This is a genomic window from Amycolatopsis sp. NBC_01488 (assembly GCF_036227105.1).
Lineage (GTDB): Bacteria > Actinomycetota > Actinomycetes > Mycobacteriales > Pseudonocardiaceae > Amycolatopsis.
In genome coordinates this window covers 3,585,789-3,603,640 of the sequence record NZ_CP109434.1, presented here as the reverse complement: position 1 = coordinate 3,603,640, position 17,852 = coordinate 3,585,789, and the positions used below count along the sequence as shown (strand labels likewise).

Annotated in this window: 9 protein-coding genes; 2 read left to right on the top strand and 7 right to left on the bottom strand. The window is 69.8% G+C overall.

Annotated features, from left to right (window positions below; translation table 11 throughout):
• The first annotated feature begins 206 nt into the window (after positions 1-206).
• A complete protein-coding gene (locus tag OG738_RS17505) occupies positions 207-1,226 on the top strand; it encodes a glycoside hydrolase family 19 protein (RefSeq protein ID WP_329056739.1) in 1,020 nt (339 codons plus the stop codon).
• On the opposite strand, the gene OG738_RS17500 is transcribed toward OG738_RS17505, so the two are convergent.
• The 3 genes from OG738_RS17500 to OG738_RS17490 form a co-directional block, all read right to left on the bottom strand.
• Positions 1,217-1,978 carry a thioesterase II family protein gene (locus tag OG738_RS17500; RefSeq protein WP_329055207.1) on the bottom strand — a complete coding sequence of 254 codons (762 nt, stop codon included), beginning with the start codon at positions 1,976-1,978 and terminating at the stop codon, positions 1,217-1,219. The genes OG738_RS17505 and OG738_RS17500 overlap by 10 nt on opposite strands.
• Before the next feature lie 206 nt (positions 1,979-2,184).
• The gene (locus OG738_RS17495; protein WP_329055205.1) at positions 2,185-3,327 is read right to left on the bottom strand and encodes a thioester domain-containing protein; all 1,143 of its coding nucleotides are present in this window, start codon (positions 3,325-3,327) and stop codon (positions 2,185-2,187) included.
• Between the two features lie 214 nt (positions 3,328-3,541).
• Complete coding sequence (locus OG738_RS17490) at positions 3,542-4,153, bottom strand: TetR/AcrR family transcriptional regulator (RefSeq protein WP_329055203.1); 612 nt, start codon at positions 4,151-4,153, stop codon at positions 3,542-3,544.
• A 59-nt stretch (positions 4,154-4,212) separates the two neighbouring features.
• On the opposite strand from OG738_RS17490, the gene OG738_RS17485 reads away from it, so the two are divergent.
• Entirely contained in the window at positions 4,213-5,421 is a 1,209-nt protein-coding gene (locus OG738_RS17485; protein WP_329055202.1) for a cytochrome P450, read from the top strand.
• Between the two features lie 26 nt (positions 5,422-5,447).
• Here OG738_RS17485 and OG738_RS17480 read toward each other — a convergent pair whose 3' ends face one another.
• From OG738_RS17480 to OG738_RS17465, 4 genes are all read right to left on the bottom strand, one after another.
• Entirely contained in the window at positions 5,448-5,831 is a 384-nt protein-coding gene (locus OG738_RS17480) for a hypothetical protein (RefSeq protein WP_329055201.1), read from the bottom strand.
• A gap of 4 nt (positions 5,832-5,835) precedes the next feature.
• Complete coding sequence (locus OG738_RS17475) at positions 5,836-12,738, bottom strand: polymorphic toxin-type HINT domain-containing protein (protein WP_329055199.1); 6,903 nt, start codon at positions 12,736-12,738, stop codon at positions 5,836-5,838.
• 29 nt (positions 12,739-12,767) lie between these two features.
• Positions 12,768-16,931: a LamG domain-containing protein gene (locus OG738_RS17470; RefSeq protein ID WP_329055197.1), complete on the bottom strand. Its 4,164-nt coding sequence runs from the start codon at positions 16,929-16,931 to the stop codon at positions 12,768-12,770.
• 336 nt (positions 16,932-17,267) lie between these two features.
• Entirely contained in the window at positions 17,268-17,765 is a 498-nt protein-coding gene (locus OG738_RS17465) for a hypothetical protein (RefSeq protein ID WP_329055195.1), read from the bottom strand.
• Positions 17,766-17,852 lie beyond the last annotated feature (87 nt).

The following is a 17,852-nucleotide window of genomic DNA, read 5'->3' as shown; positions in this document are numbered from 1 at the left end:
CCCTTGCCCGGATCACCCGGCTCCTTGACTGGACTAGACCAATCTGCTCTAGTGGCCGGTGTCACCCTCGTCTCGGCCGGATGAGCACACCCCCTCCGACACCGGGCGCTCCCGCGTCCGGACTCCGTCGTGGCCGAAGGAGTGAGCCAGTCTTGAGAAGACGTCTTGTCGCGGTCCTGTCAGCATTCGCTGCCGCCGCCGCACTCGTGCTCGGCGTGCCCGCCGCCACCGGTCAGGCCCCCCGGGCCGCGGCCGCCGCCTGCAGCGGGCCCAACTGGGTCGCGGGCCAGTGGTACGACGTGGGCGCGGTCGTCAAGTACACCAACGGCAGCTACTACCGCGCCAAGAACGCGAATCCGGGTTACGACCCGATCATCAGCACCTGGTACTGGGAGCCCTACAGCTGTGACGGCGGGGGCGGCGGAACCACCTGCAACGCCCCCAACTGGGTCGCGGGCCAGTGGTACGACGTCGGCGCGATCGTGCGCTACACCAACGGCGGCTACTACCGCGCCAAGAACGCCAACCCGGGCTACGACCCGATCATCAGCACCTGGTACTGGGAGCCCTACAGCTGCGGCGGCGGCACCGACCCGGGCAACCCGGGCTCCTTCGTCGTCAGCGAAGCGCAGTTCAACCAGATCTTCCCGGGCCGCAACTCCTTCTACACCTACAGCGGCCTGACCGCGGCTCTGTCGGCGTACCCCGGCTTCGCCACCACCGGCAGCGACACGGTCAAGAAGCAGGAAGCCGCGGCGTTCCTGGCGAACGTCGACCACGAAACCGGCGGCCTCGTCTACATCGTCGAACAGAACACCGCGAACTACCCGCACTACTGCGACACCAGCCAACCCTACGGCTGCCCCGCAGGCCAAGCCGCCTACTACGGCCGCGGCCCGATCCAGCTCAGCTGGAACTTCAACTACAAAGCCGCCGGCGACGCCCTCGGCATCGACCTGCTCGACAACCCCTACCAAGTCGAACAAAACGCCGCCGTCGCCTGGAAGACCGGCCTCTGGTACTGGAACACCCAGACCGGCCCAGGCACGATGACCCCGCACGACGCGATGGTCAACCAGCGTGGGTTCGGCGAAACGATCCGCAGCATCAACGGGTCCATCGAGTGCAACGGCGGCAACCCCGCCCAGGTCGAGAGCCGGGTCTCGAAGTACCGCCAGATCAGCTCCGTCCTCGGCGTCGACCCCGGCGCCAACCTCTACTGCTGACCTGACGCGAGCGGCTCACCCACCCAGTGGGTGAGCCGCTCGCCGAGCAGGCGGCTCAGCGCCGCGGTGTGGTCGTTGAAGTAGAAGTGACCGCCCGCGAACGACTTCAGCTCGAAACCGCCGGACGTGTACCCCGCCCACCGGCGGGCCTCCGCCTCGGGGACCCACGGGTCGCGGTCGCCGACCAGCGCGACGATCGGGCAGCTCACGTCGGGTCCGGGCCGGTAGTGGTAGCTCTGCGCGGCCCGGTAGTCGTTGCGCAGCACCCGCAGCACCATGCGGGCGAACTGGGGGTGCGCCAGCACGCCCGCGTCCGTGCCGCCGAGTTGCCGGACGTCGGCGAGCAGTTCGTCGTCGCTCCGCTCCCGGGCCTGCCCCGGCGGGCTCGCCGCCGGTGCGCGGCGCCCGGACACGAACAGGCCGAGCGGCCCGGGTCCGAGCCGCCGCGCGACCTCGAAGGCCAGGCTGGCACCCATGCTGTGCCCGAAGAACGCGACCGGTCCGGCGACCTCGGCGGCGAGCGCGTCGGCCAGCCGGTCGGCGAGCACGAACAGGTCGTCCACCAGCGGTTCGGCGTGCCGGTTCTGCCGGCCCGGGTACTGCACGGTCAGCACGTCGACCTCGGGGGCCAGCGCGGCCGAGAACGGGTGGAAGTAGCTCGCCGACCCGCCGGCGTGCGGGAAGCAGACGAGCCGCGGTGCGCCGGGCGCGGCCGGGTGGAAGCGCACGAACCACGTCGCGGATTCCGTCATACCGGCGAATCTCCCACGTCGGCGCGGCCCGGTCGTCGCCTATCGTGCGGAAGCCGGGCGGCGTGGCGGTCGGAGGCGACGTCGGGGCCTGCGGGACGCGATTTGCGGGGGTTCGCCGCGTTTGCCCCGATCGCAATCCGCCGGCCGGACGCGAAACGGGGCCGGTCCACAGTGGACCGGCCCCGTTCACGGGTACTGCTTACCGCTTACGCGCGGCTGCGACGCCGGTTCAGCAGCAGCATCAGCGCGCCGCCGCCGAGCAGCAGGCCGCCGACGGTGAACGGAACCGCGGCGTCGACACCGGTGTTGGCGAGCTCGCCGCCCCCGCCGGTCGAGCCGGCCGGGGTGCTCGGCGCGGTGGTCGGGGCGGTCGCCTCGGCCCAGCTGGCGGCCGCGTTCGCGGTCACCTCGGTCTTCTCCGAGTCGGCCACGATCAGCGACTGCGCCGGCTGCTTCGCGTAGTTCTCGGACACGAACAGGCGGCCGGTGTCCAGCTCGCCGGAAGCCTTGAGGGTGAAGGCGCCCTTGCCCGGCTTGGTGCCCGCCGGGACGTCGACGTACAGCTTGCTGCCGTCCTTGACGTCCGAGCCCTTCAGCTCCTTGCCTTCGGCGTCGGTGATCTTGACGCCCTCGGGCAGCTGGCTGGTCAGCGACGTGATGTCCCCGCTGGTGGCGACGCTGTACGGGCCGATCTTGCCGCCGGCCGCGCCCTCGGTCTTGTCCACGGCGATGTTCAGCGTCGGCTTCGGCTGCTCGCCGATGCCCTTGTTCTGATCACCGGTGAGGTAGGCGTAGAGCGCGGCGACGTCGGCGTTCGCGTCGGCCGAGTTCTCCTCGGCCAGCGGCTTGGTGGCGTCGAGGTTCACGCCGTCGCTGAAGTGCCACACGGCGGCCTGGGTCGCGGCGATGGCCTCGCGCTCGGAGACGCCGTCGTGGACGTCGACGCCGGCCTTCTTCAGCGCCTTGCCCAGCGCGTCGAGGCCGGTGCCCGGGTAGCCGTTGTGCAGCACCCAGTTGATCTTCGCGCTGTTGTCGTTGAACGGGCCCTGCGCGGGGTACTTGTTCCACGGCCGCTCGACCATGTCGACGTCGGTGCGCAGACCGACGGTGATCTGCACGCAGTAGAGCTTGAGCGTGCTGCCATTGGACAGCTTCATGTCGAAGAGCTCGGCGATGTAGTCGCCGCCCTTGCCGAGGTTCAGCCGGTAGCCGACCGTGCCACCGTGCTCGTCGACGCGGCCGCGGGCGGCACCGTCGTCGGCCAGCGCGGCCGGAGAACCGATCATGACCGCGGCGGCCGCGGCGAGAGCCGCGATCCCGCCACGCACGAGAGTGGACCTGACCTGCATAAATCTCCTATCCGAGCCCGAACCGCGACGGCAGGGCCGCGCGCCCCGATCGGCGGCCACTGATTCGGGTGAGCGATCACCCGGTCAAGCGAGACCGGAGCTTACACGGACCCCACAAGGCCTACACACGGTGTCCCCATTAACTCGAAAGGGTCGAAAAATCGTATAAAACGGTCGCCAAAAATCGATTAATCGCGTCCGCGTCAGGCCCCGGTCAGGTCCCCGCGGGCCGCAGTCCGGCAGCCATCCGCCCGATGACGGCGGCGTACTCCGCCTTGAGCCGGGGTTTGTCCACATCGGACGCTTCGGCCAGTGCCAGCCCCGCCGTGCCGAGCATGCCGAACACCAGCCGCGTCGTGGTCTCCAGCGGCTGGTCGTCGATGTCGCCGCCGTCCACCAGTGCCTTGATGAGCTGCTCGACGAGCCCGTAGGCGTACTGCTCCTCGGCCGCCTGCCAGCGCGGCCAGCCGAGCGCGAGCGGCGCCTCCCGCCAGACGAGCTTGCCGTACACCGGATCGCAGCAGCGGTCGAGGAACACGTCGAGGGCCGCGAACGCCGCCGACCAGGGGTCCGCCGCCCGCGCCGCCGCGGTCGCGGACAGTTCCATCGCCTCGGTCTCGAGCTGCTCGAAGACCGCTTCGAACAGCGCCGTCTTGCTGGCGAAGTGGTGGTAGATGGCGCCGCGCGTGGCTTGGATGTCGCCGGCGATGTCCTCCAGCGCCGTGCCGGTGAAGCCGTGCTCGGCGAACCGGCGGGTGGCGGCGGCCAGCAGCGCGGCCCGGGTGGCCTCGGAGTACTGCGCCCGCCGGCTCTTGACGGTCGACATGCGCAAAGCATAGGACATACACTGCGTATGTCACCGACACAGTGCATGTGGGGGTAGTCATGACCGACGTCGACGAACTGCTGTTCAACCCGTTCGAGCCCGGCTTCTTCGAAAACCCGTACGCGCAGTACAAGAAGCTGCGCGACGAGGACCCGGTGCAGGAGCACCCCCTGGGCTTCTGGTTCGTGTCGCGCTACGAAGACGTCTCGGCGCTGCTGCGGGCCGGGTTGTCCGTGGACGTCGCGAACCTGGCGGAGTCGCCGTTCGAGTACTTTCCCCCGGAGGAGGACGCGGGCGCGCTCAACCGGTCGATGCTCGACCGTGACCCGCCCGACCACACGCGCCTGCGCTCCCTGGTGACGAAGGTGTTCACCCGCCGCGCGATCGCGGCGCTGGAGCCGAAGATCGTGGCGCTCGTGGACGCGGCGCTCGATCGCATGGCCGACAAGGGCGAGTCGGACCTGGTCGAGGAGCTGGCGTTCCCGCTGCCGTTCGCGGTGATCTCCGAGATGCTCGGCATGCCCCCGACGGACCATTCCCGCATCCGCGAGCTGAGCGGAACCCTGGTCCGCTCCCTGGAGATCGTGGCGGACGAGGAAACGGCCCGCGCGATCATGGCCGCGGACGCGGAGCTGACGGCGATCACGCGCGAGGTGATCGCGTGGAAGCGCCAAAACCCGGCGGACGACCTGCTGACGGCGTTGATCCAGGCCGAGCACGACGGCCAGGTCCTCGACGGCGACGAGCTGGTGGCCCAGGTGGTCCTGCTGTACGTGGCGGGCCACGAGACGACGGTCAACCTGATCGCGAACGGCGTCAACGCGTTGTTGCGGAATCCTGCCCAGCTGGCGTTGCTGCGTTCGCAGCCGGAGTTGGCGGCGAACGCGGTGGAGGAGTTCCTGCGGTACGACTCACCGGTCCAGCAGACCCGCCGGGTGACGACGTCCCCGTATTCGCTGGGCGGCAAGGAGATCCCGGCGGGCACGTTCGTCTTGGCGTGCTTGGGGTCGGCGAACCGTGACGAGCGGTTCTTCGGGCCTTCTGCGGGCGAGTTGCGGTTGGATCGGACTGAGGCGCGTCACCAGGTTTCGTTCGGGGCCGGTCCGCACCATTGCCTCGGTGCGGCGTTGGCCCGGTTGGAGGGACAGGTGGCGGTGGAGCGGTTGGTGCAGCGGTTCCCGGGGTTGGGATTCGCCGGCGAGCTGGAGTGGAACGGGCGGATCAACCTGCGGGGGCCGTCGAAGTTCCCGGTGACGGTGCGCGGCTGATCCCAGCCAGCTTCGGGACGATCAAGCTACAGATTCATGTCAAATAGCTGAACTTCCCGCACAAGAACCGACAACCACTTGTCCGACGCTTCCGTCGGCAGCACATCTTCCAGTTCGACGAGGACCACGGAATCGGCCACCCGGAGGGTGATCACCTTGTCCCCCGGTTCGACACCGACGACCCTGCCGACAAGCCGTATCCGGCCGTCCGGTTCGCCGATGACGGCACTCTCCCCCTCGTTCGCGACCACCCACTCCACCGCCACGTCGGGGATGTCCAGTTCCACATCGAACACCCCCGGCGCGGCGGGTAGTCCGCCGCCAAGACGGGCAAGGGCCGCCCCGCAAGCCGACTGGAAGCGCACCAGTCGACGGTCCCGGTCGAGGACGTCCGTGATCTCTACGCGCATATATTCACTTTAACGGCACCCGCTGCATCACATTACGGACGGTCCAGATGTTGGCGACCGAATTCCAGTCCCATGTTTCGAGGTGAAAGTGGAATTTCGTCGGCTTGCTGTTCATCTCGTGCGCTCCCATCCGGATGCTGCGGCGCCCGTCGGCGGAGACGAGCCGATCCGGATCCACTCGGCCGGTTCGCGGGTGGATATTGCTGTACGGGCCCTCCCCGAGGTGATCGGACCAGGCATCGAGCGCCTGCTCCGGTTTCATGGGCTTGGGGGCGGTTTCTTCCGGGAGGTTGACTACCCGCTCTTCCGGTGCGCCTGCCGTGCCGCAGTTGTGGACCAGGACCGGGGTCGACCCCGCCAGCACGTAGAACGTGTGGACCGAATCCACCGTGAGGTCGTAGACCGGGTTGGCCTGGCGGTAGTGCCGGACCCCGGTGACCACCACCTCGTGACCATCTGGCGAGTGTAGGTGCTCACCGGCGACGACCGCCCCGATCTGCACCCAGCCGCCGGCCTCGTCCACCCAGACGAGGTGCCAGTCCGTCGCCGTCAACGTCCCGGACTGGGTCGTCACCTCGGTGCGCTGGTCCTCGTCGGTGTGGATGATCGTGGCGACCACCGTGTGTGACTCGGTCGCGCCCGACTCCGTGTCGGTCGAGACCACGGTGTCGCCGTTCTTCACCTGGTCGATCGGCTTCGACGCACCGTCCGCGAGCCGCACCAGAGTGCCCGCGGGGAAGCTGTTGCACTCGGGTGATGTGCCGCCTTCGCTGCTTTCCGAGGTACCACTGGACTTCGCGTCCTCGGCGGCATGCTCGGCCTCCGACGCCGCCTGTCTCTCCTCGGCCGCGACCGCGTCTTCTGCTTCCTTGGCCGCCTTCTCCGCGTCCACCATGACGCGCTCGGAGTCGGCGATCACCTTCTCCGCCTTCTCCACGTCCTTGCCGAACGTGATCAGGGCTCGGGCGCCCTTCCAGAAGGACTCGATGATCTCGCCCGCCTTGAGGACCTTGCCCCACGGGATCAGCGTCGCCACCGTCATCGCGCAGGAGCCGATGTTGCCCTCGGTCACGCACGCCTGGATGTCGTCCCAGCCGATCAGGCTCTTGACGACCTCGCCCGCCGCGCTGATGAAGACCTGCCACATCGACTCGTTCTTGATCGAGTAGGCCTTCTCCAGCGACGCCTTGTCGAGACCGTGCGCGGCTTCGTAGTTGTCGCGGGCCTTCTGTCCCGCGGAGCTCGTCTTGTTGTCCGGCGGGGACGCACCGCCGCCGCCACCGGAGGGGCCCTTGGGCGCGTCCGGCCGGCAGTGCCTGCCGTCGCTGCCGAAGTTGAAGCAGTAGTCGGTGCCGGCCGGGTCCGCCTCGGTCGCCGGGGCGTTGTTCGCGTACGAGTACGCGTTCCACTGCTGGGGTGTGCCCCCTTCGATCACCGGGTCCGTCGTGGTGAACTTGCCGATCGACGGGTCGTAGTCCCGGGCGCCGAGCTGGGTCAGGCCGGTCGGCTGCTGCCGGCCGCCGACGAAGCCTTGCTTGTCCGGCCAGCTCCCCGGCGCCTGCCCGCGCGGGTTGCCGAACGGGTCGCTGTACCGCACGCTCGCGGTCAGCGTGCCCTGCGTGATCGACAGCGTGTCGGTGCCGTGCAGGTCGCTGAGCATCCACTTGACGCCGGTCGACCCCACCCGTTCCGCGATCTTCGTGCCGCCGTGCTCGTAGAACCGGGTCGCCGTGACGCCGGTGGTGCCCGCCGCCTGGAACAGCTGCAGGTCGCCGACCGTCAGCGTGGCCCCGGTCGGGTCGTGGGTGATGAGGCGGTTGCCGCCGGCGTCGTAGACGTACTTGCTGGTCCCGGCCTTGTCCGTTTCCGAGACCGCGTGGCCTTCGTAGTCGTACTCGAAGGCCTGGGCGTTCCCGCCGACGTTCCGGGTCTGCGTGGCACCGTCCGGGAAGTACCCGTACGTGTTGGACGACGTCCCGGTGGGCCCCTTGACGTCCACCTCCTGGACGGCGTGCGGGCGCACCGCGGCCGGCCCCGGGGCGGCGTAGGTGTAGTCGCTGGTGACCGGGCCGCCCGGCTGGTGGTCGATCTCCTGCTTCCGGTTGCCGGTCTTGTCGTAGGAGTACGTCTGCCAGTACGGCGCCGCGCCGCCGAGCTCGGCCGTCGACTTCGGCACCGTGCAGTCCGCGCCCGCCGCCGCCGGCGTCCACGCGTCGGTCGTCCGCTGGAGGTAGTCGTAGGCGAAGCACTGGACGTCGGAGGCGCCGCCGGAGGGCGTGTCGGCGATCTTCGTGACGTTCCCGGCCGGGTCGTAGCTGTAGGTCCGCTTGGTCAGCTCCGCGTTCACCTGCGTTGCCCGGGTGACCGTGGTCGTCTGCGGCCGGCGGGTGACCTGGTCGTACGTCTGGACCATGCCGACGTTCGTCGTCGACTTGTCCCCGTCCAGCTGCAGCCCGGACAGCGCGTTGAACGAGTCGTAGTCCGTCCTCGACGCCAGGGACGTCGTGGTCCCGAGCTTGTTGTCGATCGCGTACGTGGTCGCGGGCAGGCCGAGGCTGTCGTAGGTGTGGATGATCGTCTCGGCGTCGACGTTGCCCGCGGCCGGGCTCGTCGTCGAAGCGACGGAACCGGTCGGGTTGTACTTCGTGGTGAACCCGTAGGTGCCCGCGAGCTTGCCCTCGGTCGCCGGGATGTCGACGGCCAGCGACGTCGGCCGCTCGAACTGGTCGTAGGCGCCGACCCGCTCGGTGTAGCCGTTCGTGCCGTCCCAGCGGGTCGAGCCGACCGGCAGGCCGAGGCCGTTCGGCAGCGTGTCGAACGTCCAGGTCGCCAGCTTGGTCCCGCCCGGCGCCGGCGCGTCCGCGTTCTCCTGCGTCCGGCGGCCCAGCTCGTCGTAGCTGGAGAACAGCTTCCGGCCCCGGGCGTCCGTCGTGGACGTGACCTGGTTGCCCTGGTCGTAGCCGTAGAGGGACGTCCCGTTGTCCGGGTCGGTCTGGCTGGTCTTCCGGCCGCGCAGGTCGTACTTGGTGGTCCAGACGTTGCCCGCCGAGTCCGTGCGGGACGTCTCGGCGCCGGCCCCGTTGTAGGTGTAGGTGGTGACGTCGGCCGGGTTGGTGCCGCCGGGGGTGTAGCCGTTGCTGTACTGCAGCAGCTGCTTCGTCTGGCCGGCGACGTCGGTGATCACCGTCTCCGGGCTGCCGCCCTTCGGCGGGATCGTCGTGGTCCGGTCCGCGCCTTCGTACAGCGTCGTGGTGCGGTACTGCTCGGCGCTCTTCGAGTACACGATCGACGCCGTCGCCCGGGAGCGCCAGTCGTACTGCACGACGGTCTGGTTCGGCACGTCCGCGTCGGCGATCCTGACCAGCGTGCCGGACGGCCCGGAGTCCGCGTTGAAGTAGCTGTTGTTGGTCTTGAACGCCAGGCCGCGAGCGTCGTACAAGGTGTCCGTGAGCACCCGGCCGCCGCCCTCGGCGGGCGTCTGGGTCTGCCGGGCGCGGCCGAGGCCGTCGAAAAGTGCGTAGCTGTCGGTGTACGAGCCGTCGTCCTGCAGCGTGCTCGTCACGACCGTGGTCGGCGTCGTCTGGCTTTCGGTGTAGCCGAACTTCGCGGTCGGCGAATCCCCCGCGGCCTTGCTGCGGCCCGGGTTCCACACCGCGGTCTTGCGGCCCAGCGCGTCGTAGGTGATGTCCGTGTGGACGGCGTTCTGGTCGACTTCGGACGTCGGGTTGCCCCGCGGATCCACCGCCGTGGTGGTGACCCAGCCCTTGGGGTTCTTCTGCGTGGTGCCGGTGACGACGCCGTTCGCGGAGGCCACGAACCCCGTCGTCGACTCGTGGCCGTAGACGTCGGTCGACTTCGTCTGCCTGCCGAGCTCGTCGTAGTCCACTTTGGACGTCGGGACGAAGTGCCTGCCGGCGTCGTCCCACGTGTCCAGGGTGTCCTGCTCGGTGATGTCACCGGCGGTCGGCGCGTCCCCGAACGCGTGGTGGTCGTAGGACACCTGGACGTCGGTCACGCTGTTCTGTGCGGTCTGGTCGCCGGCGCAGGTGCCGGTGAACATCACCGTTTCCTGGGCGAGGCTGGTGATGCCGTTGGTGCCCGGCGCGTAGGTGGTCCTGGTGCAGGTGTCGTCGGTCGCGTCCGCGACGTCGCCGAGGTCCTCCAGCTGGGTGACTTCGCCGTTGTCGTTGTACGCCTTGGTGACCTGGGTGCGCCGGTAGGTCTTGCCGTCGGCCAGCAGGGCCTTGCCCTTGGTCGCCGCGACGTTGACCTGGAACGCCTTGAGGACACCGTCGGAGCTGGTCGCGTTCGGGCCCTTCACCCAGGGATCGCTGATCGACGAAGTGTCCACTGTGGACGTTCCCGGCAGGTACTCCCTGGTCTCCCTGGTGAACCCGGCGAGCGCGTTCTGGTCGGTGAGCGCGGTGCCGTCGGAGTCGGTGACGGACGCGTGCCGCACGCCGTTGTCCGGCAGCACGTCGCCGTCCATGCCGCGCATGAAGAGCGATTCGGTGACCGTCGTGGCCAGCTTCGGGTCACCGACCGTCGTCCGGACGACGTTGTAGCCACGCCACTGGCCCCACGTCTGGCGCTTGGGCGGGGTGAACTGGCCTTCGTCGTGGTGCCAGGCGGGGTCGCCGAGGTAGTCGTAGTGGGTGACCACCGGCGCCGCGCCACCGGTGTTGTCGTACTCGGTCACGTCGGTGACCAGGTACTTGCGGAACCAGTCGAGGATCGGGTCGGTCGCGCCGCTCGGCGTCCACCAGGCCGCGAAGCAGCGCTGCGTGTCGGTGTCCGGCGACTTCGGCACGCTCCCGGCGACACAGCCGCCCGGCTGCGTGTCGGCTTCGCTGGTGTAGGCGATGCCGGTCTTGCCGCCGGTCTCGTTGTCGATCTCGACGAGCCGGTTGCGCTTCAAGGGGGCGTACTTGTCGCCCACGGTGTCGACGCGGTTGGCGTAGGACTGCGGCTTGAACGTGGTGGGCGGCAGGGTGATGGCCGAGCCGTCGGTGCCGTAGCCGGTGTGCTGGACCCCGTCGAGCCACATCGGCTTCGCGAGCGCGTCACCGGTGGGCTGGAAGGACTCCGTGAGGTCCCACTTGTCCAGGTCGGTGAACTTGCCGTTCGCGTTGTACTGCGCCTCGATCGAGGCCAGCTTGTGGATCGTGAAGAACGACGGCGACCCGTAGAGGCAGGCCTTGTCCGCGGTGCAGATCTCGTCGACCGGCGTGTCCGGCCAGTTCTGGGCGTGGCCCAGGTCCGAGGTCGGCGGGTTCTTGCAGTCGTAGTCGGCCGTCGCGGTGCAGCGGTAGTCCGCGTTGAACACCACGCGGTTGGTCGGTGCGGAGCCGTAGACCGTCGGGTTGCCGCCGGCGTCCTTGGTCAGGCGGAGGCCGTACTCCATCCGCAGCGCGTAGCCGCCGGCGGTGTACTGGACGCCGGGCGTGGTGATGTTCTTGTTCAGCCCGTAGTAGTTGAACTCCGGCTGGTAGTAGTAGGAGCTGGCGTTGCCGTGCGGGTCGACGACGTAGTCGAGGTTCCACCGCCACGGCTGCACGCACATCGAGCCCGCGAAGTCACCGGCCTTGTAGCACGGGTCCTCCGGATTGTTGCCGAACACCGGCACGGTCCAGGTGGACTGCGTCTCGGGCTGGCCCGCCGTCCAGCCCGGCAGGTGGTTCAGGCCGAGGAAGTACTGGGTGCCGTCGGCGGTGGTGACCTTCCAGTACTCGCTGGTGTACGGGTTCTTCGCGTCGGCGACGAGCCGCTCGACGGTCGACCCATCGTCGTTGGCCGGCTTCCAGTGCGTGGCGTCGACCTGGATCAGCTCGGTCGAGTGGCCGCCCAGCACGAGCGTGGCGTTGTCCGGGCCCCAGCACTGGTCGCCGGTCTTCTCCTTGGCGTTGCTGGTGGCGGTCGCCGGGTCCTCCGAGCAGGTCCAGTAGTGCCGTTCGACGTACCCGCCGGGGGTGAAGTCCCAGCCGTCGCCGACCCACGAGCCCTGGTTGTTCGTCCCCGCGGTCATGCCGTCCAGCCCCGCGGACGAGTACGCCAGCGACAGGTTCGGCGCGGCGCCACCGGGAGCCTTGGGCACGGTGATCGGATAGCTGTACCCGAAGCCGCCCGAGCCGTCGCCGCCCTGCCACGAACCCGCGGGCGACAGCGGCTGCGCCGTCGTATCCCCGCCGGAGCCCGAGCCCGAGCCGGTCGCGGCGAACACGTGCGTGCTGTTCGCGGTGAACGCGGTGTCCCCGGTGACCTGCTGGGCCTTGGCGTCGTTGGCCGACGCCGCGACCGGCGCCTGCTTGCGGCACTCCGCCTTGCCCGGCGTCGTCAGCGCGCAGGCGGGCAGCTCGACCAGACGCAGCCGGTCCGCCCAGCCGCCGCCGAACGCGCTGCCGAAGGCGCCGTAGTCCAGTCCGATGTGGAGGGTGCCGCTCGAGCCGTCGGTCACCGAGAAGACGACCCCGCTCAGGCCGAGCTGGTCCGGCACCGTCCGGTCCGCGACCCGGACGTGGGCCTTGGACGGCACGCCGGCCGTCGCCGCCTTGGCCGTCGCGGCGTGCGCGAAGCCGATGTGGACCGGGCTGTCACCCGCCTTGGCCTGCACCGCCGGGCCGTCCGGCCGGTTCGCCTGTGCCAGCGTGGTGGACATCGTCACGTCCGACTCGGACGCGGCCGGCCACGCGGGCTTCGGCAGCGGCGTCGGGTCGTGCCGCAGCGGCGCCGGGGCCGCTGCGGGCGCCACCGGGTGCACCGGGGCGCTCGCGACCTTCTGCTCGCCGGTCAGCTTCCAGGTGTTCTTCGGTGGCGCGGCCGTCGCGGTCGTTCCGGAGAAGAACAACGTCGCGACGACCGACGTCGCAATGGCTCTGCGGACCCAGCCGGATCCGACACCAGCGTTCATCAGTGGCCTGCCCGGGATTCGGTGGGTGCTCAGGGGTGGTCGAGGATCGCGTCGACGTTGATCTGCTGCTTGTCCAGCACGCCGCTGTAGACGCGGACGCCGCGCAGGTCGCCGTACCACGGGTCGCTGCGGACGCCGGTCCAGACGCCGCGGCCGATGAACAGGTCGGCCAGGGCGTCGGCGCCGTTCCAGCCGACGGCCCCGGAGAGGCACTGGGGCTGCAGCTGGCGCGTGTCGGTGGTCGCGTACAGGCAGGTCTGCCCGGTGGTCGCGTCGTAGGTGCCGGTCAGGTGGGTCCACGTGTTGTCGTCGGCCGTGCCCGGGGTCAACGCGGTCCAGGCCGCCTGCTGGGTGGAGTTGCTCGACGAGTTGGTCAGCAGCCAGCTCCACTGCCCGTGCCAGTCACCCTGGCTGTCGGCCTCGCCCCGGTACCCGAGCAGGAACGGCGAGAACTGCGGGCCGTTCAGGCCAACCGCCGCACGGGCGTAGGGGTCGGCGCCGGTGGTGTTCTTGGGGTCGGCCGCCTTGACCGCCGCGACGTCGTCGGCCGTCCACGTGTGCTTGACCCACGCTTCCACGCTGAAGCTGCGGTCGCCGCGGAAGTCCTGCGGCCGCGGCCCTTCGATCTGACCGGTCGAGGAGTGGTCGAACCGGGCGACGCCGTTGGCCGTGCTCACGCCGCCGGACGGAGTCGCCGTGGCGCCGGTGACGCCGTCCTTGGTGTCCCCGGCGAGCTGGTAGTTCGCCCGCAGCACCGCGGTGTTGGCCAGCCCGTTCACCTCGGTCGCCGGCAGCGCCCGCGACCACACCTGGACCTGGTCGATGCTGCCGTTGAAGAAGTACGCGTTCTCGGGCGCGTTGGGCACGTGCGCCCGGACCCCGCCGACGCTGAATCCGCCCGGCGCGTTCCACGTCTTGTCCGCCGTGACGGCCACCTGACCGTCGAGGACACCGTTGACGTACAGCGAGATCTGTCCCGACGCCCGGTCGTAGACCCCGGTGAGGTGCGTCCAGATCCCGGCCGTCGGCACGGTCTTCCCGATGGCCCAGGTGTAGCCGTCGTCGCCGTGGTCGGCGGCGGACAGGCCCATGATCCAGCGGTCGACGTCCGGCGAGTACCGCAGCTGGAACGCCGTCTCGTTGATCCCGGACTGCCCGGCAACCGCGTAGTAGGCCTTCTTGTCGGAGAGCTTCGCCCACGCCGACACGGTGAAGCTCTGCGTGGTGTCGATGACCGGGTTCGTCGTCTCGGCCATGCCGGAACCGGTGAACACCAGGCCGTGGCCTTCACCGTGGCCGGTGGAGGAGTCGGTGGCCGACTGGCCGGCCGAGTCGCTGTACCCGGGACCGAAGGACACGCCCGTCTGCGGGAGCAGCAGCTTGCTGTCGTTGCCGGTCGCGTCAGTGGGGTCGCCGTCCAGCTTGTACTCGCGGGTCGCGCCGGACGGGACGCCCTGGTTCGCGTACAAAGTGGACACTTCGGCCGCGGTGAGCGCGTGGTGGTCGTAGACCGCCACCTCGTCGATCGCGCCGCGGAACAGCGAGATCCGCTGGCCCGCGTTCTTCGCGCCGCCGAGGACGAACTGGCCGATGCTGCTCCAGCCGGTCGCCGGGACGGTCGCCTCCGCCTTGCCGTTGACGTACAGCGTCGCGGTCTTCGCGGTGCCGTCGTAGACGCCGGTCAGGTGGGTCCAGGTGCCGGTGGCCGCCGCGCTCGTGGACACCGCCGCGGCGATCGCCGGGTTCGCGCCGTCCCCGCCGGTCAGCGCGAACTTCCAGTGGCCGCCCTCGGCGAGCAGGCCGAACGCGCTGTTCTGACTGCCCTCCTGGGAAGCGATGACACTTGTCCCGTCCAATGTGGACAGATTGGCCCACCCGGAGACGGTGTAGGACGCGCCGGTGTCGAAGACGCGGCCCTCGGTGGCGAAGAGGTCGCCGGTCTGGCCGGTCAGCGTCACGGCCTGGCCGAGCTTGCCCTCGGTGTAGTTGCCGGACCCCTCGCCCACGTAGCGCAGGCCCGGGTTCTGCGAGACGCCGTCGCCCTCGAGCTGCCAGGCGGCGGCCGGTGGCGACGCGTCCTTCACGTTGAACTGGTAGTCGGCCCGCGCGGACGGCGTGCCCGCCCGGTTGCAGCTCCACGTGCTCAGCACGTGCGGGCCCTTGGTGGCGGGCGCGATCGCGGTGGTCGCGGGACCGTCCACCGCCGCCGGCTTCACCGTGCCCGGCTCGACGCCGTCACACGACGGCAGCGCGGTGTTGTCCAGCCGCCACACGTAGTGGTCCACCTTGGTGGTGGCCGGGGCGGCGGTGAACGTGAAGTCGCCGGAGCGGCCGGGGCCGCCGCCGAACGCCGGGCCCGGCGGGTAGGCCTGCGACGCCACGGCCGGCGGGTTCGGCGCGGTCAGGTCGAGCTCGATCTCGCACGGCGGCACCCACGTCGTTTCCTTGCCGTCGAAGGCGTGGACGTCGTAGGAGTAGACGTGGCCGTCCTGGTTCATCTCGTTCGGCGGCACGGTGACCACCGCGTTGAGGTGACTGGGATCGCCGTCGCTGAGCACGTTGTCGACGCCGGTCTCGTTGCCGTCCCAGACGACCGGCGGCGTGCCCGGGCTGTCGTAGATCCGGAACCCCGCGTACAGCTGGCCTCCGTCAGGGTCGGACACGTTGGCCCGCATGGTGTAGCCGGTGCTGGACGGCCCGACGGCCGGCCGGTTCGGCCCCTGCGCGCACGGGTAGGCGTGGGTGCCGTTCCACAGCTGGAGGTTCTGCGGTGTGTTCGGCAGGGAGTTGTAGGTGACGCTGAAACCGACGTCCCGCGAGAAGCGCTTCCACGTGTTCTGGTCGTTCTCGTTGGGCGAGAGCAGGCCGAAGGTGAACGTCGGGTGGAAGCCGTTGTGCGCCAGGTCGTTGATCACGCCGGTGATGTTGTAGCCCACGGCACCGCACTGGTTGATCTCGGCGATGTTGGAGATCGACGGCGGCCCGTTGCCGAACGACGTCGGCCCGTTGATGGCGCCGGACATGAGGAGGACGTCCTTGGTGCCGCAGCTGATCGCGCTGACCACGCCGAGGTCCACCTCGGCACCGTAGATCTGCTTCCCGGCCAGCCCGGCCATGCTCAGCTGCACGTACGAACGGGCCGTCACCTGGTGCCCGGAGCAGGAGGAGGTGTTGTCGACGATGAACCCGGTGCGCAGGAAGTCGTCGCTGTCCCACTTCGTGTCACCCGGCGTCTTGCCCGGGCCGCACGCGTACTGCACGAGGTAGTGGTCCCGCGTGCAGACGCAGTTCGGCGGGGTCCACTGCGGGTCGATGTACAGCGGGAAGGTGGCCTTCTTGTCGTGCAGCAGCGCGGCGTCGGGCGTGAGCGTGAGGGTGGTGCCGTCGAGCCGCTCCCCGACCTTCGCCGTCCGGCCGCCCGGGTCGGCGCCTATGACGAAGTCGCGGTCGCCGGGCGTGTAGCCGGAGGAGTCCCACATGGTCGCGGGCGGTGCGGTGTAGACGTCGGCGCCCTTGGCGTCCCGCACGTGCAGGGTCCCGTCGGCGTCCATGCTCAGCTTGCCGCCGGTGACCGGAACGCCGAGCTTGAACGCGGCCGCGTCCCGGGCCGCTTCGGGCGTCTTGACGACGAGAACCTCGTGCGCGATCTCGGCGTCGACCTCCACCTCGAGGTCGATGCCGGGCCGCACCTCGGGGTAGGTCGCGGTGCTGCCGGTGACGACGGGCTTGGGCAGCGAGCCCGGCCAGGTCAGTCCGGTGGTGACCCCGTTCGCGGCGAGCTTCAGCAGCGGCTGGTCACCGCCGTTCGACAGGGTGATCCCGCTCGCGGCGGCTTTCGGCGCGAGAACGTTCCCCCGCGCCACCAGCGCCGGATCCGGCGGGACCCACGCGCCCCCGGGCCCGTGGACGCGCACGGGCTTGGTGTGCTGCGTCCGGGTGAGGGTGCCGTTCGGGTTGGCCACCGTCTCGGCGGCCTCGCTGGTGGCCTCGTCGACCTTGACGGTCTTGTGCCCCTGCTGCGCGAACTTCACCGCGGTGGCTTCATCCGGAGCGGCATCCGGCACAGTGGCGGCGGGCGCAGGCGCGGCCACCGCGACGGCGGGCGCGTCCAGCACCCCGACCACCATCGCGGAGGCGAGGAGAGCGGTGATGAGCGTCGATCTCAGCTTGAAACCACGCACGGAACTGGGCACCCGGATCCCCCCAAACTCGCCCGGCGGCGCTCGCCTCACCGGATCAGGAAACAACGATCGCCGAGCATCCGGCGCGCTGAATTCTCAGAGCCGCCGAGGGGCGGGGCAACCTTTTCGAACGTGGTCGAAACCGGGCGGGATGCGCAGGCCGGAGCCGATTCCGACGTAGAGGATGAATCGGTCAAGTGACGGCTTGGCGCGGGTGATGGTCTGCGTGGTGCCCCGACGGGATCCCAGGCAGACCATCATGGAAGAACGTTCTCCGCGCAGCGCGTCTGTCCTCAACCGTCTGGCACTCGCCGATGTCGCCGACGGCCGGCCAGGCGAGTCGGCGACTCAATTCGCCGACTCGCCTGGCCCTGTGGTTCCCAGGCTCAGGCGCGCGGCGGAGAGAAAGGCCGATCTGAACGGCTCGAGTTGTTCGCCGATCGGCATGTCGGCGCGTTCCTGCCAGACGGCCTGATTCAGCGCGCGCCCATAGCGTGCCGTCGGTGCCCGCAGCGAGGCAGTACAGAGCAGTTCGACGCTCTTCTCGGCCACACGGAGCCCGTCCATCGCCGGTCTCGCCGTTCGATACCAGTCGTCGCCGACGTCCCAGCTGGGCGGACGGGCGTGAGCGACCCCCTCGGCTTCATGTGCGAACCTGATGAACTCCAGCAACGCGCGGATCTGCTCGGTCCGCCGGGCTTCCTGCAGCGCCGCACGCTGCTTCCGTTCCTCGACGCGTTCGACCGCCCGCTGGGTCGTTCGCTGCGTCGCAAAGGTCAACCCACCGCCGACGACCACCCCGATCATCGAAGCGATCGACGTCCATAGCTCACCAGCCATGGTCACCAGCTAACACCCTCGTGTTTCCTCGGAACCGAGCCGCTTCCGGGCAGCAGACCGGAGGTCACCGCGGTCCGCGGCGACCTCCGGCAC

Bases quoted from the DNA above. Each gene is read 5' to 3' on its own strand.
- OG738_RS17500 (WP_329055207.1), bottom strand. From the start codon at position 1,978: ATGACGGAATCCGCGACGTGGTTCGTGCGCTTCCACCCGGCCGCGCCC.
- OG738_RS17495 (WP_329055205.1), bottom strand. From the start codon at position 3,327: ATGCAGGTCAGGTCCACTCTCGTGCGTGGCGGGATCGCGGCTCTCGCC.
- OG738_RS17490 (WP_329055203.1), bottom strand. From the start codon at position 4,153: ATGTCGACCGTCAAGAGCCGGCGGGCGCAGTACTCCGAGGCCACCCGG.
- OG738_RS17485 (WP_329055202.1), top strand. From the start codon at position 4,213: ATGACCGACGTCGACGAACTGCTGTTCAACCCGTTCGAGCCCGGCTTC.
- OG738_RS17480 (WP_329055201.1), bottom strand. From the start codon at position 5,831: ATGCGCGTAGAGATCACGGACGTCCTCGACCGGGACCGTCGACTGGTG.
- OG738_RS17475 (WP_329055199.1), bottom strand. From the start codon at position 12,738: ATGAACGCTGGTGTCGGATCCGGCTGGGTCCGCAGAGCCATTGCGACG.